General features: G+C 37.3%; 23 protein-coding genes, 1 tRNA gene and 1 riboswitch. Of the genes, 7 read left to right on the top strand and 17 right to left on the bottom strand.

Going from position 1 to position 22,617, the window contains the following annotated elements; all coding sequences use genetic code 11:
- Nucleotides 1-72: 72 nt before the first annotated feature.
- Together AMET_RS26365 and AMET_RS15650 are read right to left on the bottom strand one after the other, a co-directional pair.
- Nucleotides 73-570: a hypothetical protein gene (locus AMET_RS26365; protein ID WP_157047270.1), complete on the bottom strand. Its 498-nt coding sequence runs from the start codon at nucleotides 568-570 to the stop codon at nucleotides 73-75.
- A 609-nt stretch (nucleotides 571-1,179) separates the two neighbouring features.
- Entirely contained in the window at nucleotides 1,180-1,770 is a 591-nt protein-coding gene (locus AMET_RS15650) for a hypothetical protein (protein ID WP_012064282.1), read from the bottom strand.
- Between the two features lie 118 nt (nucleotides 1,771-1,888).
- Between AMET_RS15650 and AMET_RS15655 the strand changes: the two genes are divergently transcribed.
- Complete coding sequence (locus AMET_RS15655; protein ID WP_012064283.1) at nucleotides 1,889-2,179, top strand: hypothetical protein; 291 nt, start codon at nucleotides 1,889-1,891, stop codon at nucleotides 2,177-2,179.
- Between the two features lie 23 nt (nucleotides 2,180-2,202).
- Here the strand turns inward: AMET_RS15655 and AMET_RS15660 are convergent, their stop codons facing one another.
- Entirely contained in the window at nucleotides 2,203-2,829 is a 627-nt protein-coding gene (locus AMET_RS15660; RefSeq protein ID WP_012064284.1) for a hypothetical protein, read from the bottom strand.
- Between the two features lie 159 nt (nucleotides 2,830-2,988).
- Nucleotides 2,989-4,137, bottom strand: coding sequence for a dicarboxylate/amino acid:cation symporter (locus tag AMET_RS15665; protein WP_012064285.1), 1,149 nt, complete (start codon nucleotides 4,135-4,137; stop codon nucleotides 2,989-2,991).
- Between the two features lie 309 nt (nucleotides 4,138-4,446).
- On the opposite strand from AMET_RS15665, the gene AMET_RS15670 reads away from it, so the two are divergent.
- Nucleotides 4,447-5,700, top strand: coding sequence for a [Fe-Fe] hydrogenase large subunit C-terminal domain-containing protein (locus tag AMET_RS15670; RefSeq protein ID WP_012064286.1), 1,254 nt, complete (start codon nucleotides 4,447-4,449; stop codon nucleotides 5,698-5,700).
- A gap of 87 nt (nucleotides 5,701-5,787) precedes the next feature.
- Here the strand turns inward: AMET_RS15670 and AMET_RS15675 are convergent, their stop codons facing one another.
- The 3 genes from AMET_RS15675 to AMET_RS15685 all read right to left on the bottom strand — a co-directional run bounded on the left by AMET_RS15675 (nucleotide 5,788) and on the right by AMET_RS15685 (nucleotide 8,477).
- Nucleotides 5,788-6,453, bottom strand: coding sequence for a P-II family nitrogen regulator (locus tag AMET_RS15675; RefSeq protein WP_012064287.1), 666 nt, complete (start codon nucleotides 6,451-6,453; stop codon nucleotides 5,788-5,790).
- On the bottom strand, nucleotides 6,446-7,936 hold the full coding sequence (locus tag AMET_RS15680; RefSeq protein ID WP_012064288.1) for a DUF1538 domain-containing protein: 1,491 nt from the start codon (nucleotides 7,934-7,936) through the stop codon (nucleotides 6,446-6,448). The genes AMET_RS15675 and AMET_RS15680 overlap by 8 nt, the downstream gene beginning before the upstream one ends.
- 464 nt (nucleotides 7,937-8,400) lie before the next feature.
- A tRNA-Val gene (locus AMET_RS15685) sits at nucleotides 8,401-8,477 on the bottom strand.
- A 252-nt stretch (nucleotides 8,478-8,729) separates the two neighbouring features.
- On the opposite strand from AMET_RS15685, the gene AMET_RS15690 reads away from it, so the two are divergent.
- Genes AMET_RS15690 through AMET_RS15710 form a run of 5 tightly spaced genes read left to right on the top strand, consistent with a single transcriptional unit; the run spans nucleotide 8,730 to nucleotide 12,629 of the window.
- Nucleotides 8,730-9,692 carry an RnfABCDGE type electron transport complex subunit D gene (locus AMET_RS15690; RefSeq protein WP_012064289.1) on the top strand — a complete coding sequence of 321 codons (963 nt, stop codon included), beginning with the start codon at nucleotides 8,730-8,732 and terminating at the stop codon, nucleotides 9,690-9,692.
- Nucleotides 9,689-10,291, top strand: a complete 603-nt coding sequence (locus AMET_RS15695) for an FMN-binding protein (RefSeq protein ID WP_012064290.1) — start codon at nucleotides 9,689-9,691, stop codon at nucleotides 10,289-10,291. The genes AMET_RS15690 and AMET_RS15695 overlap by 4 nt, the downstream gene beginning before the upstream one ends.
- Before the next feature lies 1 nt (nucleotide 10,292).
- Entirely contained in the window at nucleotides 10,293-10,922 is a 630-nt protein-coding gene (locus tag AMET_RS15700) for an NADH:ubiquinone reductase (Na(+)-transporting) subunit D (RefSeq protein WP_012064291.1), read from the top strand.
- Entirely contained in the window at nucleotides 10,922-11,512 is a 591-nt protein-coding gene (locus tag AMET_RS15705; RefSeq protein WP_012064292.1) for an NADH:ubiquinone reductase (Na(+)-transporting) subunit E, read from the top strand. Before AMET_RS15700 ends, AMET_RS15705 begins: the two co-directional genes overlap by 1 nt.
- A 16-nt stretch (nucleotides 11,513-11,528) precedes the next feature.
- Nucleotides 11,529-12,629 (top strand): NADH:ubiquinone reductase (Na(+)-transporting) subunit F, encoded by a 1,101-nt coding sequence (locus AMET_RS15710; protein ID WP_012064293.1) that lies wholly within the window; start codon nucleotides 11,529-11,531, stop codon nucleotides 12,627-12,629.
- A 63-nt stretch (nucleotides 12,630-12,692) separates the two neighbouring features.
- On the opposite strand, the gene AMET_RS15715 is transcribed toward AMET_RS15710, so the two are convergent.
- The 10 genes from AMET_RS15715 to AMET_RS15760 all read right to left on the bottom strand — a co-directional run bounded on the left by AMET_RS15715 (nucleotide 12,693) and on the right by AMET_RS15760 (nucleotide 22,550).
- On the bottom strand, nucleotides 12,693-13,361 hold the full coding sequence (locus AMET_RS15715; RefSeq protein WP_012064294.1) for a beta/alpha barrel domain-containing protein: 669 nt from the start codon (nucleotides 13,359-13,361) through the stop codon (nucleotides 12,693-12,695).
- Nucleotides 13,362-13,450: 89 nt separating this feature from the next.
- Complete coding sequence (locus tag AMET_RS15720; protein ID WP_012064295.1) at nucleotides 13,451-13,810, bottom strand: DUF5416 family protein; 360 nt, start codon at nucleotides 13,808-13,810, stop codon at nucleotides 13,451-13,453.
- 172 nt (nucleotides 13,811-13,982) lie between these two features.
- Nucleotides 13,983-15,161, bottom strand: a complete 1,179-nt coding sequence (locus AMET_RS15725) for an aspartate aminotransferase family protein (protein WP_012064296.1) — start codon at nucleotides 15,159-15,161, stop codon at nucleotides 13,983-13,985.
- Nucleotides 15,158-16,378 (bottom strand): aspartate kinase, encoded by a 1,221-nt coding sequence (locus AMET_RS15730; RefSeq protein ID WP_012064297.1) that lies wholly within the window; start codon nucleotides 16,376-16,378, stop codon nucleotides 15,158-15,160. The genes AMET_RS15725 and AMET_RS15730 overlap by 4 nt, the downstream gene beginning before the upstream one ends.
- A gap of 6 nt (nucleotides 16,379-16,384) precedes the next feature.
- Nucleotides 16,385-17,098, bottom strand: a complete 714-nt coding sequence (gene dapD, locus AMET_RS15735; RefSeq protein WP_012064298.1) for a 2,3,4,5-tetrahydropyridine-2,6-dicarboxylate N-acetyltransferase — start codon at nucleotides 17,096-17,098, stop codon at nucleotides 16,385-16,387.
- Between the two features lie 104 nt (nucleotides 17,099-17,202).
- Nucleotides 17,203-17,925, bottom strand: a complete 723-nt coding sequence (dapB, locus tag AMET_RS15740; RefSeq protein WP_012064299.1) for a 4-hydroxy-tetrahydrodipicolinate reductase — start codon at nucleotides 17,923-17,925, stop codon at nucleotides 17,203-17,205.
- A 14-nt stretch (nucleotides 17,926-17,939) separates the two neighbouring features.
- The gene (dapA, locus tag AMET_RS15745) at nucleotides 17,940-18,812 is read right to left on the bottom strand and encodes a 4-hydroxy-tetrahydrodipicolinate synthase (protein ID WP_012064300.1); all 873 of its coding nucleotides are present in this window, start codon (nucleotides 18,810-18,812) and stop codon (nucleotides 17,940-17,942) included.
- A 15-nt stretch (nucleotides 18,813-18,827) separates the two neighbouring features.
- The gene (locus tag AMET_RS15750) at nucleotides 18,828-19,823 is read right to left on the bottom strand and encodes an aspartate-semialdehyde dehydrogenase (protein WP_012064301.1); all 996 of its coding nucleotides are present in this window, start codon (nucleotides 19,821-19,823) and stop codon (nucleotides 18,828-18,830) included.
- A 329-nt stretch (nucleotides 19,824-20,152) separates the two neighbouring features.
- A riboswitch (Lysine riboswitch) is annotated at nucleotides 20,153-20,335 on the bottom strand.
- Between the two features lie 191 nt (nucleotides 20,336-20,526).
- The gene (locus AMET_RS24430) at nucleotides 20,527-21,510 is read right to left on the bottom strand and encodes a cell wall hydrolase (RefSeq protein WP_012064302.1); all 984 of its coding nucleotides are present in this window, start codon (nucleotides 21,508-21,510) and stop codon (nucleotides 20,527-20,529) included.
- 224 nt (nucleotides 21,511-21,734) lie between these two features.
- Nucleotides 21,735-22,550, bottom strand: a complete 816-nt coding sequence (locus tag AMET_RS15760) for a carbon-nitrogen hydrolase family protein (RefSeq protein ID WP_012064303.1) — start codon at nucleotides 22,548-22,550, stop codon at nucleotides 21,735-21,737.
- Between the last annotated feature and the right edge of the window lie 67 nt (nucleotides 22,551-22,617).

Consider the following 22,617-nt stretch of genomic DNA (forward strand, 5'->3'; position numbering starts at 1 on the left):
TCTTTAGAAAATTTAATCAGCACTCAATTTTCTGCCCTTCTAATTACTTTTCAAATTTAGTTTCGCAATTACCTAAAATTTAAAGATAACATCTAATTTCCTAGCTAAGATTATTTTGTTACTATTTTCACTAATTATATCAAATATTTCCCTCAAGCATATACTGGTTTTTCTATCCTCCTCGGATAGTACTTTTTCCATACCATCGGTTACCCTATAGTAGTCCTTCTTTATCTCATGTATATTTTTAGAAATTGTAAGTATCCGCTCCTTAAGAGCTACGTCCTCAATATCTCTATAGAGTTGATAGCTCTTTTCCATTGAATCCTCAATATCAAAAACAGATTTCCTAAGAAAGAAAAGCTCCGTCTTCAGCCTTGAAATAAAAAGCACCATTTCCCTATACTTGCTTTCCTTCTGAGCCCGATCATATCTATCCTTATAATACAGAGACCCATTGTAAAAGATATAGGTTATTATGGATCTTACAAGCCCTACAATAATTATATTCAGAATGGCATGGCTAAAATCAAAATCTGTAAACAGCCTCCTAACTGTAACCTCTGCCACATTAGACATGCTATCACAAAACCAAAGTGATAAAATTAATAGGATTGGTGTATTTAGCTTTTTACGTATTTCTAGTAATTCAAAGAACACTCCATAAAGGATATAAAAAGTCACCACTGGAAAGTAATATAGGACATTTTGTAAAAAAGTAGTCTCCTGGTAGGAGAGAAAATGTACCAAGGCTCTAAAAAACGGTACCAATAGAGCTATCATATTACAGGTGACTATTACTGGTATTTGTTTAAAATAAATTAGCATAATCGAAAGCACTATCACCGCCATAGAAAGTCTAAAGACATTAGATGTAGGATTTATGTAAATTTGTCCCATAAAGGTTGTTAAAATTGCTATAAGAAATATGTTCTCAACATTTCTTCTGCTCCATTTCAATCCACATCATCTCCTTTACAGGAACTGGTCATAAATTTTAAAAATTTCAAATTGATTTTTTGAATGCTTCTAAAACCCTTAGAACTCGAATAACTTTTTGATTATTGACATGTAGAATATAAGTATACCATAATTAACCATGGGTTTTATTTAACTATTCCGACAATTCAGGGCTATTTTTGTCCTTTTTTGTAGAATTAAAAAAGAGGGGTGGTATAGTTACCCCTCAGAATTAAGTCTCGTTTTATAGTGTAGTAGCATTAAGATATTTCCGTAGATTTCTTTGATCAAAATATAATGAGAGAATTCGGATTCGATAAATTGCATTAACTCTTTTTTATTACTCTCACTATGGAGTATTTCGTAAACGTCTACCTCTACAGGGAGCCAACCTAAATACTCTAGCTTATTACTTTGTACCGTTGACATCAATTCTTTTGGCATAGATGCAAATACGTTCCCCTTCTGAACTTCATGAGCCTTCCAAAACTCATTATGTATTGAAAGCAAATTAATATTCTTTAAATCCGAGGTTCTGATCTCACCGAAGCGTTCCAAATAATCTCCTTCATAATAGTCTCTAACTAGAATAGGCCGATATAAAAACTCCTCTTGAGAGATTTTTTCCATCTTGATATTCCTTGTTTTACTCTGATGCTGTTTCTGTTTCTCTTTTTCCTGGGTTAATTGTTTTTTCATTTTTTCAGCAGTCTCAATTAACTCCTCTAATAATCCTTCTTTTTTCATATTTTGATTTTCTTTTTCCAAGTTAAACATAATCTTCTTTAAGTCGTAGAGTGTGACTTCCATTGCAATCCCCTTCCTTGATGCATTACTCTATTATTTAATTATATTACACATCGAATAAATATAAAATAATTTTCCAATACTAAATGTAAATTCAATCATTAGGAGAGGAATTGATCAAATGAAGTGCAAATCATGTCCCAATGGAAATTTAATTTTAAAGGATCAAGTCACTTATGTTTATCATTACCAAATTAGAGATGACGGTGCCATCAAATGGAATGATAAAGAAGGCTATACTCCTTATTTATTTTTTAATCGAGAACAACAAGACTTCAGACAAACTGTTCAGTGTGATCAGTGTACACAAATCTATGATTTTAAAATTAAGAAAGACTACGATAACGAAATGGTCATCCTAAAAGGGGCCATCCATTCCCAAGGAGAGATCGATGCCCAACCCTTCGTTTAAAAACCAGAAGCACTTCTTCTGGTTTATTTATTTAACTCACCATAAGTAAAATTGACACTGCCTTCAGTCCATTGCCTACGGTTTTTACCTTCTTTATAGAATGCCAGCATGCCATGATTTGGGTCTACTTTCCATAATCCTTGCTCGAATTCAGCACTTCCCTTTAATAATATCTCTTCAATTAACATTGTATTATCATAGAAATGTTCATCATAAATTGCTTGAAGGCCTATGGAACTGACTCTCAAATGCTGATATGTGTCTATGGCCATAGCCTTAAGTATCCACGATAAGGAGTCTGCCATATTAAGCATTTTTTTCATGTAATATTTTCTATCGGCAAAAACATAGGTTTTAATATCCTTAGAGGCCTTGAATCCATCTTCAATTCTTTCAAAAATAATTTGATCTACAAAAATCCAATTGTTCTCTTTAAGTTTTCTCTCAATGATATCGATAAAGTCTTTTTCATCAATTTTCTTTAAGTCTAGTAAAATTTCTTCTTCTGGAACATCATCAGATACAAGATTGAGGACAATATCAAGAAAAATTTCTTCATTTACCCATACCCACATTTGCTCTTCTAAATTGATTTGAAACATGGCTTCAACATTAGACTCTCGAAGCTTATTCATTATGTCAGCTTTCATTTTCATCCCCCTCTTCATCTTCACTCTTATTATAACCAAATGATATCAAACATACAATCTCTCATCTTACCACTATTAATATGAGTCAGTGTCTGTCTTGTTTACAAAAAAAAAGAAAGGTCAAGTTTGACCTTTCTTCTATTTAATTTTGTGGCTATATTAAGCCTTAGCCCGAGCAAATTTATTAACAACTAATGCAATGGCACCATCACCAGTTACATTTGCAGCAGTTCCAAAGCTATCTTGAGCAATATATAGCGCCATCATCAACGCAAGGTTTGCATCAGTAAATCCAAGCATGGTTTCTAAAAGCCCCAGAGCTGCCATAATTGCGCCTCCAGGTACCCCTGGAGCTGCTACCATTGTTACCCCTAGCATTAATATGAAAGGAAATACCTGGCCAAAGGTCAATGCATTCCCAGCTAAAGCCATTACAGCGATAGCACAAATTGTTAGGGTGATCGTACTTCCTGCCAAATGGATTGTAGCGCATAAAGGCACTGCAAATTCAGCTACTTCGTCAGTAACACCATTTTTTTGTGCACTTTTTACAGTCACAGGAATTGTTGCTGCCGATGATTGTGTTCCAATCGCAGTAAAGTAAGCAGGCAGCATATTTTTAATAGCCTTAAATGGATTGATTCCTGTTACCGAACCTGCAATTAAATATTGAAGAATAATAAATCCTATATGTACTGCAATTACAACAATAAACACTCTACCAAATACCGCTAATGTTTGAGTTGCTTCTCCTGTAAAAGCCATTCTTGCAAAAATTCCCGCAATGTGAATTGGTAATAAAGGAATGATAATCGTTTCAATTACCTTTTGGATAATTTGTTGGAAATCTTGCATAAACGACAACATTGCCTTACCTTTAATTGCTGCCATTCCTAAGCCAAATAAGAAGGCAGTCACTAATGCTGTCATAACGCCCATGATCGCTGGCATTTGAATTTCAAAGAAGGCTGAAACTGTTATTCCACTCTCTGCAATTTCTCCTCCACTGATAATGCCAGGTAAAATAAGTGTCGCCACAAAATATGCTAAAATACCTGCAACAACGGTAGAGAGATAAGCGATCCCCGCTGTAATACCTAGTAACTTTCCTGCTTTACTTCCTAATTCTGCAATTCCTGGTGCCACAAATCCAATGATTAGAAGCGGGATAATGTATCCTAAGAAGTTTCCAAAAATACCACTGAAGGTCACCAGTAATCTCGTTAACCATTCAATCCCTGTAGTTCCAATAATAATACCTAAAATAATACCAATAATGAGTTTGGGCAGTAATCCTAATTTTTTCATTTTGTTCCTCCTGTCTTTTATTGTTTGATACAATTGTGAATAATACTTCAGGTAAATTTTACCTTAGAACCGCAATATTTACAATACTTTTTAAATGATTTCCATATTAAAATCTTTTTATTCATATATTTTCACTTCAATAACTCTAATAATTCAACATATATATTAATACAAAGCGAATTATATAAATATTGTTATTTTTATATTGATTAAGCCTTCTATTTTATTATATTTATTGTATAATAATAATAACTAATACTATCTATATCATGCACAACCATTCATAATTTGCTTCTAGGAGGAGTTGTTATGCACCCTACAATCCATGGTATTTCTTTGGACCTTTCCAAATGTGTCGGATGCACTCGCTGTGTTAAAAACTGTCCATCAGAAGCAAGTCGTGTAAGAGATGGTAAGTCTCTCATTATTAATACAAAGTGTATCCATTGCGGACAGTGCACACAGGTGTGCACTCACCATGCCCGAAGTAGCATTACAAATGAGCTCAATTCAATTTTAAAATATCCCTACCGAATTGCCTTAGTGGACCCAGTTCTTTACAGTCAATTTGATGAACACCTTTCCATAGATCAAATTCTCTCAAGTATAAAGGATTGTGGTTTTCATTCTATATTTGAGACTTCTCAAGGTGCGGATCTTGTTTCTGACTTTACTAGAGACTGCATTAACGCACCACAACAACTTCCAATTATTTCTTCTTCCTGCCCTACTATCATACGACTTATTCAAATGCGTTATCCCAGCTTAATTCAGAACATTTTGCCAATCAACTCACCAGTAGAGATCGCAGCTTATATGGCTAAGACCCAGGCAATAGAAAAACGACAGCTCTCAGAGGAAGAAATTGGGGTTTTTTATATCACTCCTTGTACAGCTCGCACCTACAGTTTCCAAAATCCTGTAGGAACTCAAAATTCTTATGTGGATGGCACTTTTTCAATCAAAACCATCTTTTTAGAGGTCAGTAAAATCATCGGAAAAAATGACATCTCAAATCCACAAGAGAAGAGCTCCTTTTATCCTTCTGGTAAAGGCATCGGATGGGCTCGGACCGGTGGTGAATCTCAATCCTTAGGAATTAAAGAGTATTTAGCTGTTGATGGGATTCAAAATGTAGTCAATGTTTTAGATGAAGTAGAATTTAAAAAGATCGATGATGTTATCTTTCTTGAGTGTCATGCTTGTACCGGTGGATGTGTCGGCGGATGCTTGACAGTAATCAATCCCTTTGTTGCCCGTAATCGGATCCGCAGATTAGCTGAAAAACATTATGCTAATTCGCCTAATTATGTCAACATTTCCCCTGAGACCTTTGCCCTTACAGAGCCCATCCAATCCTTAGAAATCCTGCAATTAGATGAGGATATGTGCCATGCCATTAAAAAGATGGAAGCGATTCAAAAAGTTTTATCTAGTCTTCCTAACATTGATTGTGGTGCGTGTGGTTCTCCCTCCTGTAGGGCCCTAGCAGAAGATGTTGTAGGAGGCTATGCTTCACTATCAGACTGTATCGTTCAATTAAAAACCCAGCTTAAAAAATAACACAAAAATGTCAAGTACTCAAAAAATCAAAACCGCTGTTCGAGAGCATTGCGCATCTCAATCAGCGGTTCTTCGTATAGAGAAATACTAATACAACCCATAAGTTTTGTTCACATCTTGAATGAAAATAATACCGTTACCAGGTTCATCAATTTGAAGTTCATCTCTAATAGAAGATGAAATTGATTCTGTTAGATGATTCTCAGATATGATCAAGACAATTTCCTTTTCTGGTTCTATTTCCATAGCAAATAGCTTACTGGTTTCATGTATGCCCGAACCTCGTGCATTAACAATCGTCGCTCCTCTAGAACCGGCCTTCTTTGCAGCTTCTACCACAGATTCTGCATTACCTCTATCAACAATTACAAAAATAATATTATACATTGGATTTTCCACACCTCTGCTTTCTTTAGTATCATTACTTGTTAAGTTTTTAGCTCCGAATATGTTCAGGACCGAAGTACTAAATGCGATGCCATGATTTGGTTTATTAAAATTAAATTTCTTATTAAGTGCCTCTAGGCCAGCATAAGCTATGGTTTGTTCAGCTACCATTAAAACAATTTCTTTTCTAGCTTCAGCTAAATCCAGAAATTCTAGAATCGGATTTCTGATCGTTCCTTTACCTAAAAAAATTGTGCCCCCTGTTATTCCATTTTGCTTTGCACATTTTATGACTTTACTTCCCAATCCTCGACTTACTATTAAACATAACAATTCATGCACTATGTAATTAGTACTACTATTCATTCTTTAGAATACCTCCTTTTTTAGACTTTAGATTAAAAATAAAACCTAAGATTTGCAAAGTAATGATTGGAGTTAAGGCTACAGTGGCAATCATACCAAATCCATCTATTAAAATACTTGCGCCTTCAATTGCTTCTGCAGCTCCTTGTGTAAAAGCTAAGATGAAGGTTGCTGTCATAGGGCCTGTGGCAACGCCACCTGCATCAAATGCAATCCCTACAAATAACTTTGGCACAAAATAGGTCATGACAATTGAAATTAGGTATCCGGGTAAAAGATAATACCATAGTTGAATTCCTGGTACGATTATTCTTAGCATCGATAGGGCCACCGCAAGTCCTACTCCTATGGAAAGGGCAATGAGTACAGCTTTTCTTTTAACATACCCACTTGTCACATCTTCTATTTGATTTGTTAATATATAAACTGCAGGTTCAGCTAATATTGTTACAATCCCAAGAATAAATCCCATAATGATAAGATAAAATTTGTTATCTAAAGAGGCAAGACTATATCCGATAACACTTCCTACATCCATGAATCCAGCATTGACACCGACTAAAAATATTAAGAGTCCTACAAATGTATAAACGAAACCTTTTAACATCTTTGCAAAAGCTTTTTTACTCAACTTAAAGGATATTTTTTGTAGCACCAAAAGAATGATTAGAAGCGGTGAAAGAGCAAAGAAACTTTCTCTTAATATAGCTGGTATTATTTGTATAAAGGGTCCCATGATTGTGGTTAATTCAGGTGTATTGGATTCAATATTCCCAGAAAATTCATTGGTTTTCGAAAGAATACTCATGATGATAACTGACATGATTGCACCAACAGATGTTATGGCAACTAAACCAAAACTATCTTTTTCAGATGCCTTACTATCTTTTTTTAGCTTAGAAACACCTATTGCTAGAGCGAGAATAAATGGCACTGCCAGTACCCCAGTGGTTGCACCTGAAGCATCAAAGGATATTGCTAAAAACTCTGATGAAGCAAATAATGCTAAAATAAAAGTGAGTCCATATAATATCGTTAAGACTTTATATAACGGTACATTAAAAACGATTCTAGCAAAGCCTAATGCAAGCATTATTGCCATACCAATGGAGACGACTATCAGAATGCTTATGCTAGATATTTGACCTGATGTGACCAAACCAACTTGATTGGCAAGTACGATTAACCCAGGTTCAGCAATTGAAATAAAAAAACCAAGGATAAATCCAGCAGCAATAACGATCCATAGTTTGTTTGTTTTAGCAAGAGTAGATCCCATTACGCTACCAAGAGGAGTCACACCAATGTCCACTCCTATTAAAAAAAAGGATAACCCCAAGATAATTAAGAATGCACCAATAAGAAATCTAATGATCAGTGGCGCTTCAAGAGGTGTAAGCGTAACGCTTAATATCAATACAATGATTGTAATAGGTAGAATTGAAAATATAACTTCTTTCAGTTTTTCAGTAAATATATTCAAATAGTTTCACATCCTTTTATTGAATTTCTGTTAAAGAATTTAGCTAAGACCCTACCTGATTCCCCGATGTTATAGTTTACTGAAACGAGTTCACAATTCCTCCTTCTTTTCCATATTACCCAATGATTCTATAAATAATATATGATTTACCTTACCTACCATTATAGCGTACTAAAGCCTTAATTTTATAGATTTAAACAATATATTCATTAGTCCTTTTATAATTCACTATAATTTTGCACAAATAAAGGCAACAAAATATCTATAATTTGCTATTGTGTTCATGTATTCCTGATTTATTTTGTAAATGATTACCTCAGTTTTGGTAATTATTTTGAAAGTACAAAACGATAGAAAATTATATTACGATAAGAAAAGCCCAGTTATTTAAACTGGGCTTTTCTTATCGTTTCATTGTTTTGATTGTTAGTGTCCAACATTCGCGCAAATTACCATTTTGTTTTTGGTGGGAAATAATGGACTCGAACCATCGACCCCTTGCATGTCAAGCAAGTACTCTAGCCAGCTGAGCTAATTCCCCAAGCAAGATTCATTTTAACACAAATTATATCCCCTGTAAACATTTTTTTGCCAAATGATTTTCACTTTTCAAGCCTAAAAATTCAAACTAAATTTTAACTGGAATAATACATCACTTATTCTTATAAATTCTATATTAAGAAAAAGGTTATATGTTTCATTTTTTTCTCTGGGGGTAAAAAAAAAGTAGACTTGTAAAATTACATGAAAGTAATGTAAAATCATATCAACACAATGAAGGAGGTCGACATATATGACGGAGTTATATCGTTCTATTTTTATGAAACAAAAAATGATGCGCAAAGTACTGTATAGTTTAATTCCAGTCACCCTAGGATCTATCTATTTCTATGGTTGGCGAACACTAGTGCTTATGGCTGTTATTTCTGTTTTTGGTATATTTACTGAATACCTATTTAAAAGAAAATCAAATAAAAAAGTTTCAGAAGCTGTCTTAGTTACAAGTATATTACTAACTTTGACCCTTCCCGCCTCTACCCCCTTTTGGGTCGGTATTATTGGTATCATTTTTGGTATCGTTTTTGCAAAAGAGATTTTTGGAGGATTCGGACACAATGTATTTAATCCTGCCTTAGCTGCAAGAACCTTCTTGTATGTTACCTTCCCTGAACCAATGACTGTTCAGTGGAGCACAGTGTCCTCTGGTTTCCCTGGAGGCTTTGCAAGATACCTTTCTCCAGCATTAGATACCATAACTCAATCTACTCCTCTAGGCATCCTTCGCCAAGGGGGAGAAATGCTTCCACTTAGAAATCTCTTTATTGGCAATACCTCCGGTTCCTTAGGCGAAGCCAGTGCTTTCTTAATCTTAGTGGCAGCAGCTTATTTACTATTTACTAAAACCGCTGATTGGAAATTAATGCTTGCACCGGTTATTGGATTTGTTGGTATTCATTCCATTTTACTCTTAGCTAATGTTTCCAGTGTTCCAAGTCCACTCCACGGTTTATTATCTGGTGGATTTTTATTTATGACAGTATTCATGACAACAGACCCCATTACTGCTCCAAAACAAACAGAGGCCAAATGGATTTATGGTCTTTTAATTGGTATTATTGCCAGTGTCATTCGTATCTTTGGTATCTTTGTGGGTGGTGCTATGTTTGCTGTGTTAATCATGAATACCTTCTCCCCTATTCTAGATGAAGGAATTAAACATCTGAAGTCTTCTAAAAGAAAGAAGGTGACAGCATGAAGAAATTCACGTTTAAACCGATTCTGTTTATGATTATCTTAACCGTTGTTTATACTGGTGTATTAGCAACCATTAATGAGGTCACCCGAGATAGAATTCAGTTAAATGAAAAGCTCAGCGAACAACGCTCTTTATTATATGTGTTAGATTTCTCTATCCCCGATGATGCTGTTGAAGTCAGTAATTTTTACAGCACCCATATTGAAATCATTGAACATCAGGGTGAAACATTGTATGCTGGCTACCAAGGTGATGAATTAGTAGGCTATGTGATACCCATCGTCGGTGATGCAGTATGGGGTCAGTTAACAGGATTTGTTGCTTTAACTCCAGACTTCACTGAAATTATTGGGGTTGAATTTTTATCCCACAATGAAACACCTGGTCTTGGTGGCAGAATTGACGAACTAGAATTTAAAGAGCAGTTTAGAAGTATTGGCATCGACCCAGATGCCATTGAAAATTTTATCGCCTATCGCCCTGACCCTGAAGGACAGGTAGATGCAATCTCAGGAGCAACAGGGACTTCAAATGCTGTTAGAAGAATCTTAAATGCAAGCCTTCAAGCGTTTCTAGCAGAAACAAGGGAGGGATTATAAGATGTCAAAAAAAACAAAACGTATTTTTCAACTGGGAATCCTAAATGACAATCCCGTTTTTAGACAAATATTAGGAATTTGTTCTGCCCTGGCCGTTACAAATTTAATGATCAACTCCCTGGTAATGGGAATTGGCCTTATTTTCGTGACTGCCTTGTCTAGTTTTACAGTATCCGTCCTTAGAAAACATACCCCAAGACATATTCGGATGATGGTACAAACCTTGATCATCTCTGCCTATGTTATTATTGTTGACATCGTGCTCAAGGCCTATTACCCTAGCATGAGTGATGCCCTTGGTCCCTATGTTGGATTGATCATTACAAACTGTATCATAATGGGACGTTGTGAATCCTATGCACAGAATAATCCCCCTAGCTTAGCCTTTCTCGATGGCATTGCCTCAGGCTTAGGATACACATTTGTATTACTATTAATTGCTTTCTTTAGAGAATTACTGGGATTCGGAAGTATATTTGGCATTACTGTCATGGGTGCTTGGTGGCCAAGATGGATCTTTATGATTATGCCTCCTGGAGCCTTCTTCATGCTTGGTATTTTAATTTGGGTAATGAACTCTCTCGTTCCTTCTGAAGAGAAGGAAACTTCTGTAGCTGGAGGTGCTAACTAATGGAAAATGTGAACCCATTTGTCATCTTATTTGCATCAATTTTTACAAGCAATATGATCCTAGCTAATTTCTTAGGAATGTGCTCTTTTATCGCAGTCTCTAAGGAGATTAAGACTTCCCTGGGATTAGGCCAGGCGGTTACCTTTGTACTGACTGGAACAACAATTATTAACTACTTGGTCTATCATCATGTACTTGTTCCCTTTGGCTTAGAGTATTTAAGGTTTATTGTGTTTATCATTACAATTGCCGCCTTTGTACAATTAGTTGAAATGGTCGTAGAGCGCTACCTCCCTAACCTGTATTATTCCTTAGGGATCTTTCTACCACTAATTACTGTTAATTGTGCCATTTTAGGAGTTTCCCTCTTTATGGTCATTCGTGATTATACCTTCATTCAGTCCGTTGCCTTCGGATTCGGGTCTGGATTAGGGTGGTTACTTGCTATATTAGCGATGTCAGGTATACGTCAGAAAATTAAAAAAGCACCGATCCCTAAAGGCCTTGAAGGAGCAGGAATCACCTTGTTCATTACTGGATTAATGGCTCTAGCCTTTATTGGATTCTCAGGCATCGTTCAAATACAATAGTAACGGAGGTGAATACATGAACACCATTTTGACCACCATTTTAATCATAACTGGAATTACAACTACCCTTGCCCTCCTGCTTACTTTAGCTAACACTTATATTGCAGATTATGGCGAAAGAAAAATTCGGATTAACAAAGATAAAGAATTCATCGTTGAAGGTGGCAATACGTTATTATCTTCCTTAATTGAAAATGAAATCTACCTTCCTTCAGCCTGTGGTGGTAAGGGAAGCTGTGGTTATTGTAAATGTGCCATTAACGAAGGGGGCGGGCCTGTCCTTCCTACAGAGCTTTCCTACCTAACAGAGGATGACATGAAAAACAATGTCCGTTTGTCTTGTCAGGTCAAGGTAAAGGCAGATATGGAGATTCAAATTGCTGAAGATCTATTAAATGTTAAACAATTTGAAGCCATTGTTGAGAAAACCGAAGACCTTACCTCAACCATTAAGTTATTGCGATTGAAGATTACCGATGGTCAGGAAATTGAGTTTAAGGCTGGACAATACGTACAGCTATTGGCGCCACCCTATCCTGGTAGCCCTGATGAAGTCTTCCGTGCTTATTCCATTGCTTCTTCTCCAAATAACAAGGGTTATATCGATTTAATTATCGGTTATGTGCCAGACGGTTTATTGACGACTTATGTTCATAAACATTTATCTGAAGGAGATGAGATCCTTTTTAATGGACCCTTTGGCGATTTCTATTTACAAGATTGTGAAGAGGATGCCATCCTCGTTGCTGTTGGAACTGGAATGGCACCTATTAGAAGTATTTTATTTGAAATGCTTAACAAAAAAATTGATCGTAATACGATCTTCTTCTTCGGTGCAAAGACTCCTGAAGACCTATTTCTATTAGATGAGATGACAATGTTTGAAAAAGAGCTTCCTCGTTTCAAGTTTGTTCCTACTCTTTCACGAGCACCAGAAGAGTCTCAGTGGAAAGGTGAAGAAGGTCGGGTAACCGATGCCATGATGAAATTCTTAGAGAAAAAAGAAGGGCGTGAAGCCTACCTTTGTGGTAGTGCTCCCATGATCGATTCAACTGTCAAGACCCTAGTTGAGAGAGCCTTCGCTGACAACAAAATCTACTACGATAAGTTTGATTAATCAATCTAGACACAAAACAAAAGCAGCCCTTGGCTGCTTTTATTTTGGTTACATTCATTTTATTTAGTATTCCCTACGATAAATCTCCATTCTGCTTCTGAAAATTTCTAATGTAGAGGGTGGATTATAGATAATTGCGTTGGCACCAGCATCAATGGTTCTTTTGATATTTTCTTCATCGGCCCCACCTGTTGCAAAAATGGGTACTTGTTCAAAATGCTTTCGGATTTCTGCCACTATCTTTGCTGTGTCTTTACCCGCTGCTACATTTAAAATATCCACTCCAGCAGCCAAGCGTTCTTCAAGCTTTTTTAAATTCGAAGAAACCACTGTAACTGTAACGGGAATGTCTATCAATTCCTTCATCAGCTTCACTGTATCATTAGGAGTAGGTGCATTAAGCACCACACCAATTGCCCCTTGGAACTCCGCGTGTAACGCTAAGTTTGATGACCTTTGCCCACTTGTCACCCCACCACCGACACCACAAAACACAGGCACATCTGAGGATGTCATAATGGCGTGATTAATGGTTGGTTGAGGTGTAAAGGGGTAGACTGCCCAAATCGCATCGGCATTAATGTTTTCAATAATTGATATATCAGTGGTAAAGGCTAAGGATTTAATCTTCCGTCCAAATACAACCACCCCTGAAGCCTCTCGAATGACCTCTGGTACTTTAATCATATAACTCCTTAGGTTCCCTGTAATATTCGGTATATATTGCTTCATGTACATGACCCCTTTTCTTCCATGAGTTCAGCCTCTGTGCATCCGTAATGGATTATGCAAGCAAGAGAATCCTTTGTAAAGATAATAATCTATGCACTGTGATGTATGAAATATTCAGTCAGCCAATAGGTTAATTTAAATATAAAGAGATTAAACTCCAGTGTGTCTGGTTTCTCATCGGTATTCTTTTTAATGATATGATTGATATACGCCGTGGAATCTCTCGTATGACCATCGTAATAAAGAAGTTGATAATCCTCTTGTTTAATAATCTCCAAAAATGCTTCTTTTAATCTTTTTTCAGGAAGCATATTGCAATTTTTCATAATTTTATCTAGGATTTTTAAGCATTGCACATCCTCTGTTGTCAAGAGCTTGTCCTTAGGATTATAGACATCTCCGGCTTTCAATTCATTGATCTTAGTTGCTCCCCAAATAAAATTTGCCACATAAATCCCTCCTCATTTCAAATCTTATTATTCTACATCAGTCTTACTCTTTACTCTATGTTTATCTTGCTTTTCAAGTTTTATTCTACTCTATTATATTACCCCATTATTTTTTAATCAAACGAAGAATCTAACAAAGAAGAGTCGCACCCGAAGGTGACGACTCCTATATTTATCTTGTCATTATTTCTTCAAACACGCTGATAAATCGGTCTATTTCTTCTTTTTCTATGACCAAGGGTGGGATTAATCGTAATATATTACCACTAGTCATATTGACCAGCATTTCTCGTTCCAGGAAGTTTTGCTTCAAGGTTTGGGATCCCTTGAGGATCTCAACTCCAATCATCAAACCCCTTCCCCTAATGTCACCAATGCTATGGGGAAAAGTCACTTTTAGTGCTTCTAGCTTTTTTATCATGTATTCACCTTTTTCCCTCACTTGCTGTAAAAAGACATTATCTATCACTTCTAACGTTCTTCTCCCTAAGCTTGAACTCAGTGGGTTGGGTGCAAAGGTTGTTCCATGGTCTCCAGGCTTGAAATAATGACTTATTTTTTCAGCCACTATGATGCCACCTAATGGAAGTCCGCCACCAACTCCCTTAGCAAATAGTAATAGATCCGGCTTCACATCACTATACTCATAGGCAAAAAGTCTTCCAGTTCTCCCTATTCCCGTTTGAATTTCATCTACGCAAAACAGAACACCATGTGCTTCACATAATGCCTGAGCTCTTTCCATAAACTCAGTAGAAATCACATGAACACCCCCAGAACCTGAAATAGGTTCAAATAGAAATGCTGCAGGTTGATGTGTTTTAAAGCAGCTTTCTAAAGCTTGTATATCCTCTGTTGGAATTTCATGGACAGGAAATTTAATGGTTGGAAAATCTTGCTGCACATTATTCATACGTGTCAGTTTCAAGGCTCCCAGTGTTCTCCCATGAAAGCTGTTTTCAAATACAACAACACCCTTTCCATTATTTCCCTTACTATATTTGTGGATATATTTAATCATTGCCTCGGTACTCTCAGCTCCAGAATTAGTAAAAAATATTTTGCCTGGAAATGTTCTCTCGATCATTTTTTCTGCTAATTCAATGGCAGGTATATTGTAAAAAAAGTTAGAAATGTGTAAAAAGCGTTTACTTTGTTCTTCTAGCTCCTCCATTAAAGCTGGATGTCCATGACCCAATACATTAACCGCTAAGCCCGCAAACAAATCTAGGTAGCATTTACCTTCTACATCTGTTATTGTTGCTCCTCTGGCATCTGCAACCACCACAGGCATTCGCCCATAGGTGGGTAGTAAATATGCTTGGTCTAGCTTCATCCAATCTCTCTTCACAAACTCATCTCCAATCCAAAATGATGCCCAATTAAATCAATTACCTGTTGCTCTTTTTCCCTGACAACAACCCATGTGATTCTAATTTCTGAAGTTGTGACCATTTTCACTTCTATATTATTATCAGACATCAGCTCAAATACCTTCGCTGCCACTCCAGCATGAGAACGCATTCCCAATCCAACAGCTGAAATTTTTGCAATGTCTTCATTTATCTCCCATTGAATCGTTGGATCCTGTTGCTGCCACTCTCTCAACACTTTTTCCACCAGCCACAAATCGTCCTTTGGTGCAGTAAAGCTCACATGCATTAGATTGTCCTCAGTTAGCATCTGAGAGATCATATCTACATTAATTCCCTTCTCTCCTAGTTGTCCAAAAAGTCGATATAGACTTTTGGTTGGAGAGGGAAGATTTAGTACCGTAATCTGTATATCTTCTAGGCTAGATGCCATTCCAGTCACAACTGCTTCTTCCATTGTTTTCCCTCCTCCATTATCAATTATGGTCCCCGGTTCATCTGAAAAGGTAGAAGCAACATAGAGAGGAATATCATATTTATGCGCTAATTCCACCGCTCTATAGTGCATCACTCCCGCTCCATTACTTGCCATTTCCATCATTTCATCATAGCTGATTCTAGGGATCTTTTTTGCATTTTTCAATCGTCTAGGGTCCATGGCATAAATCCCATCGACATCAGTGTAAATTTCACAGGTTCCTTCTAGTTTAGCCGCTAGAGCAACCGCAGAGGTATCACTACCACCTCGCCCTAATGTTGTAAAATCGTTGTCCTCCGTCACCCCTTGAAACCCTGCCACAACCACAATTTTACCTTCCTTTAAGGCTTCAGTTACCTTTGTTACATCAATATCCATTATTCTTGCTTTTTGATGGCTCGATGTTGTTTGAATGTTTAATTGTGAACCTGTAAATGAAATTGCTTTATAGCCTTTTTCAATTAAAGCCATGGAAAGGAGAGAGATAGATACCTGTTCTCCAGTGGTTAATAGCACATCCATCTCTCTTGGATCTGGTTTTCCTGATATTGACTTTGCTAAATTAACCAGTTCATCGGTATTTTTACCCATGGCCGATACAATAACCACCACATCTTTTCCAGCTTTTTTTGTTCTAATAATCTTATCTGCAACTTTTTTTATTTTTTCAGTGGAGCCTATAGAAGATCCCCCATATTTTTGCACAACAATATTCATCTCACATTACTCCTCTATCAAGCTACGTAGCTCTTTCACGATTTCTGTTTTTGATTTTGTCTTTTCATCTATTTCCTTTATGACCCTAGCTGGCGTTCCTGCTACTACCACATTAGGTGGTACATCTTGAACTACAACCGCACCGGCGGCCACAACAGATCCCTTTCCAACTCGAATTCCCTCAAGTACAACTGCGTTAGCTCCAATCACAACATCATCTTCGATAATAACCGGAGTTGCTGAAGGGGGTTCAATGACACCAGCGATCACAGCTCCTGCTCCTATGTGACAATTTTTACCAATTGTTCCACGTCCACCTACCACAACATTCATGTCAATCATGGTACCTTCTCCAATGACCGCTCCAATGTTAATGCTTGCACCCATCATAATCACAGCATTATTACCAATTTCAACCTTTTCTCGAATAATGGCACCGGGTTCAATTCTTGCGTGAATACCCTTTAAGTCTAATAAAGGGATCGCAGAATTTGCACGATCATTTTCCAATACAAAATCTTCAATATTCTTTTGGTTTGCCTCCATTAACTTAGAAACAATCTTCCACTCCCCAAAGATCACCCCAGTGTTGCCTGTAATGAAGCTTTTTATCCCTTCTTGCTCCCAATTAATCTCGCTCAAATTCCCTTTAATATATACCTTAACTGGTGTTTTCTTTTCACTCTCTTGTATGTATTTAATAATTTCTCTTGCATCCATTTTATGATATTCCTCCTCTGTAATTTACCTTACTTGTAGTTTATCTTTAGTTTATTGCTAAGACTCTCTCTACATTAAGTCTCATTTTATCTTTCACTCACCATTTACGTAAGGCCTAGTACGTCTTTCATATGGTACAGCCCTGTAGGCTGATTGACAACGAACTTAGCAGCCTCTAATGCCCCTTGGGCAAATACCGACCGATCATGGGCTTCGTGGCTGACTTTAACAGTCTCCAATTCATTAATAAAGTTCGCCTCATGAAATCCAACAATATTGCCTCCACGAATGGCATGCACACCAATCTCGCCTTTTTCTCTAGGGCATTGACCTTCTCGTCCATGCTGATGCTTACGGGCTTCACCTAATCCCTTTTCAATACATTCCACAATGGTTACTGCACTACCCGAAGGGGCATCCATTTTACGGTTATGATGTGATTCAATCACCTCAATATCCGCTTTATTCTTTAGCATTCCTGCCACCTGCTCCACCAAGGAAAAAAGAATATTCATTCCTAAAGACATATTGGTGGCCTGTAATACAGGAATGTGCTTCGCTGCCTGATCAATGGCCTCTAGATGCTCTTTTTCAAATCCAGTGGTTCCGATGACTAAAGGAACCCCATGCGCCATGGCATAGTCCAATACACCCTCCAGAGCCGATGGATGTGAAAAGTCAATAATCACTTCTGGTGTGTGTTTTAAATTGCTTGTGGGATTTTTAGCATCCACCCCTGCTATATTTGACCAATGGGAATCCTTCTGTGCTGCAACACTAATTAGATTTCCCATGGTACCACTCAGTCCCCAAATCAGTAATTTCATATTCAACCTCCTCTCTAGATGATTTGAAGCTTTTTCATTTCTTCAACTAGCTTCTCACGATTGACCGCTTCCATTGAAGTAAGGGGCAGACGTAATTCATCTTCAATATATCCCATCTCATTCAGTGCTGCTTTCACAGGAATTGGATTGACTTCAGAGAAGAGCAAGTCAATGCATTTTTTATATTTTAATTGTAAGGAAATAGCCTCTTCAACTTTTCCTTCCATAAAGGCCGCACATATAGATTGCATTACCCTTGGCATGATGTTTCCTGCTACAGAAATTACCCCATGACCTCCACAAGCATAAATCGGAATCACCTGGTCATCATTACCGGAATAAATTTTAAAGCCCGGTGGTGTTAAGCGTTTGATATCTAATATTTGCCCCATATCACCACTGGCTTCCTTCATTCCCACAACATTATCTAACTCAGCCATTTTTGCCACAACCTCGGCAGGAATGTTGACCCCAGTTCTAGAAGGCACATTATATAAAATCACTGGTAATGTTGTTGCATTTGCCACAGTTGTCAAGTGAGCAATCAAGCCTTTTTGTGTACATTTATTATAGTATGGTGTGGTTAATAAAATGCCATCGGCCCCTAATTCCTCTGCCTGCTCAGTATATTTTACTGCAGTTGCTGTGTTATTGGACCCCGTACCGATAATAATTGGTATTTTCCCCTTTGCATTGGCAACTGCTGTTTTGATCACAAGCTTTCTTTCTTCTATACTTTGGGTTGATGCTTCTCCTGTTGTTCCTAATACGATCAATGCCTGAGTATGATTCTCTAAATGAAAATCTATCAATTTTCGAAGTGCATCAATATCAACTTCACCATTTTTAAATGGCGTGACGATTGCAACACCTGTACCATTAAACATATGAAATTCCTCCTTTTATTTTAAGCCTTCCATTGCTTCAATCACTTGCACTGCATTGGTAGCTGCACCTTTTCTTAAGTTATCTGCCACAACCCACATGGATAAAGCCTTTGGATTAAATAAATCCATCCGTATTCTGCCTACATAGGTATCATCAGTGTTTTCTGCCTCTAGTGGTGTTGGGTATTGGTTTTCACTTGGATTATCTACCACCACAACGCCCGGTGCTTTACTTAAAATTTCTTTAACCTCTTCTACACTAGGTGTTTCGTCAAATTCCATGTATAGAGACTCGCTATGCCCATAAAAGACTGGAATTCTAACTGTGGTTGCATTTACTTCAATGGTTTTATCCTCTAGTATTTTTTGAGTTTCATAAACCATTTTTAGTTCTTCCTTGGTAAATCCATTCTCATTGAAAACATCTATGTGAGGAATACAATTTCTTGCAATTTTTCTTGTATATACTTCGTTGGGATGATTTCCATCGGCCATTTGTTGTGTTAATTCCTCTATGGCTTTTTGACCACTTCCTGATACCGCTTGATATGTAGAGACAACGATTCTCTTCATGCGGTACCTGCGATGTAAAGGTGCTAATGCAACAATCATCTGAATGGTGGAACAATTTGGATTCGCAATAATTCCCCGATATCCCTTCAATACATGTGCATTTACTTCTGGCACAATCAAAGGAACACCTTTGGTCATTCGCCATTGGGATGAGTTATCTATCACTACATTACCTGCCTCTGCAGCGATTGGAGCAAATTTTTCAGAAACATCTCCTCCAGCTGAAAACAACAGATAATCATAGGATTCTTTCATCACTTCTTCAGTTAGAAGCTCTACTGTGATCTCTTGATCCTTAAAAAGAATCTTTTCTCCGGCAGATCTGGCTGATGCAAATGCCCTCAGCTTACCTACAGGAATTTGTCGTTCCTCTAAGATTTCAAGCATTTTTCTACCTACTGCTCCTGTTGCACCTACTACACCAATATTTAACTTCATTTTCATTCTCCTTTCGAGTCCATACTTCTACAGTTATTATTACTTATTTACCCTGAAGTTATTAATACTTATTTACCATGAATACAGTCAATAAGATATATACTTCTATACTATTCAGGGCATATGTTTTATGTCATACCCTAATGAAACAATCATATAAAGAAAATAGGAAAATAATGAAATATCACAGCCTTCAATATACACAAAAAAACCCCTAAGATCATTGTTCTTAGGAGTTGTTATGGTAATATTAATAACTATCATATAGAGGAAGCATAGTACCTAGTAACCACTATATCCTATCCTTTTTATGCTCTTTATATTATCCATCAACAAATAGCACTCCATAGATACAATCTATGACAGTGAGCCAGTTTTTCACCAGTCCCCCCAGCCGTTAATCTAGAGTTCTTTCAACGACTTCGGCACGTCAGCCTTTCCCCAGTAGTATTGAGTCCTCTTCCTCTTAACACCTACTGCGTACTTTTCTTCAATGCACCTCTACTTATTAATCTTTATTTTATTGTCTTATTTCCTTTATTTGATTGTACATAGTGTATCATAGACATTTTGCCATGTCAAGCCAACTCCTTCCAGCAAGCTGAAATATTGTAAAATCATGTGAACATCTCATACTTCCAAAGATCTATTATGGCAAAAAAAAGAAACCAGTTACGGTTTCTCTTTTTTTCAAAGTTTATTCTTAATGATAAAAATCATGTAGTCCAATGGTCATCATATGTTTTCTATTTTGTACAATCCAGAAGTTTGTTGCTTTTCTTGGATTTAAGAAGTATAGCGCATCTCCAACTGGACGAGCACCGTCCAGTACTTCTCGGGCGGCCCTTACACTGTCTTGATGTGGTTTATTATGAATACTCCCATCAAGTACAGGGGAGAATTGCGTATAGCCATGTTGACGATCAAAAACAACACCATAAATTGAATTAGGGAAGTTGCCATCTCCAACGCGATTCATGATGACATTTCCAACTGCTACCTTACCTTGATAAGATTCACCTTGGGCCTCTGCATGGATAATTCGGCTCAACCAATACATGTCATCTTCTCTGTCGGCACCTCTTGAAACCGTTGTATTTGATGGGATGGAACTAGCAGGTGCTTGTCCTTTGATTTGTAGGGTCTGTCCCACATTAATTTGATCCGAGTTAAGTCTGTTTAGGTTTTTCAAATGGTCTACAGATACCCCCGCTCTTTGGGAAATCAAGAATAATGAATCACCATTTTGAATCTGGTAGGTGTCAGCAGTAATTGGCTCTACTTTTGTGGCTTGTGACTGCTGCTCACTTTGCTCTTTTGTCTGTTGCGTACTTGTAGATGGCGCACTCAAAGCTTCCTCTGTTGTCGTCTCTACAGTAGCGTATGTAGCGCTACTGCTCATTGTATTTTCTTCTAATAACGATACTTTTTCACCTTGTTCAGTCGAAGCTCCTTCTTCTAGCTCCAGGTCTAGATCTAGATCCAGATCCAGCTCTTTTTCCTTAGCTATAGCTGCCTCTTCCCCTATGCTTTCAGAGTCCAGACTGATCTTTTGCAGTTCCTCAGACTGAAGATTTTGGGCTAAAATACTTGTTGTTAAAATTGCTAACGTAAGTACTGCAAAAATAATTAGCATACTTTGTTTTCTTAATTTGCTTATGTTTTTTAGCTTATCCTTAATATCCATCAAACTCCCACCTTTCTATTCTACCTTAAAAATTCTAACACAAATAAATGAAGGGGAGATGATGTAACATTTGACAATGAAAAAGGAGGTATCCCTACCCCCTTGAAATCAAAAGCTTGCTCTCATTTAGAAACTTTTGCCAAAGGCTTCCTCGTGACTTAATATCCTAAAAATCAGTCTCCTGGGAACCACTTGTCCTTACGATTTATCTGATTTCACTTTCCTTATAAACGGTATAGTTCACTACGTCTATGCTTTAATAATGGTAGCTGCTCTCTCACCCTATTAAGATAATCAAAGTCTAGGTCTCCATAGAGAATTTGTTCGGTTTCATCTGCCTTGTTCACCACATCTCCCCATGGATTCATCAACATAGAATGTCCATATGCATGATATGATGCCTCCAAGTTACGGGCTGGTGAAGCAGCAATAAAGTATATTTGGTTGTCTAATGCCCGCACCTTGATCGTCGCCTCCCAATGGGCAGGCCCCGTGGTCATATTAAAGGCTGCAGGAACAATAACCACCTGCGCTCCCTCTAATGCCATCATTCTAATCAGTTCTGGGAAACGCATATCATAGCAAATAGCCACACCTATTTTTCCCAGTACCGTTTCAACTACCGTCATTTCCTCTCCTGCAGTCAGGGTGTCGGACTCTTTAAAACGAATGCCATTTTTCACATCTATATCAAAAAGATGTACCTTCCGATGACGCCCTATTAGCTCTCCTGCTTCGCCAAATATAAAACAAGTATTGTAAATTCGGTCTCCTTCCTGCTCAGGAATAGAACCCCCAATGATTATGACCCCTAGTTCTTTAGCTAATTGACTCAATAACTGTGTGCTTTCCCCTGGGTATTCCTCTGCAAAGCGAGAAAAATATGCATTATCATAGGGACAATTGAACATTTCAGGTAATACAATGAGCTTAGCACCTTCTCCTGAAGCTTCACGAATCAGTTCCTCTGCCTTTTGTAGGTTTTTAGACTTTTTTTCTGTAATTAGCATTTGACATATGGCTACTTTGACTTTCTCCACTTAAAACGCCCCCTTATTTATATTTATATTCATTTTCTAGCTACCTATAGGTTGATGATTGGCTTTG

Source organism: Alkaliphilus metalliredigens QYMF (assembly GCF_000016985.1).
Lineage (GTDB): Bacteria > Bacillota > Clostridia > Peptostreptococcales > Natronincolaceae > Alkaliphilus_A > Alkaliphilus_A metalliredigens.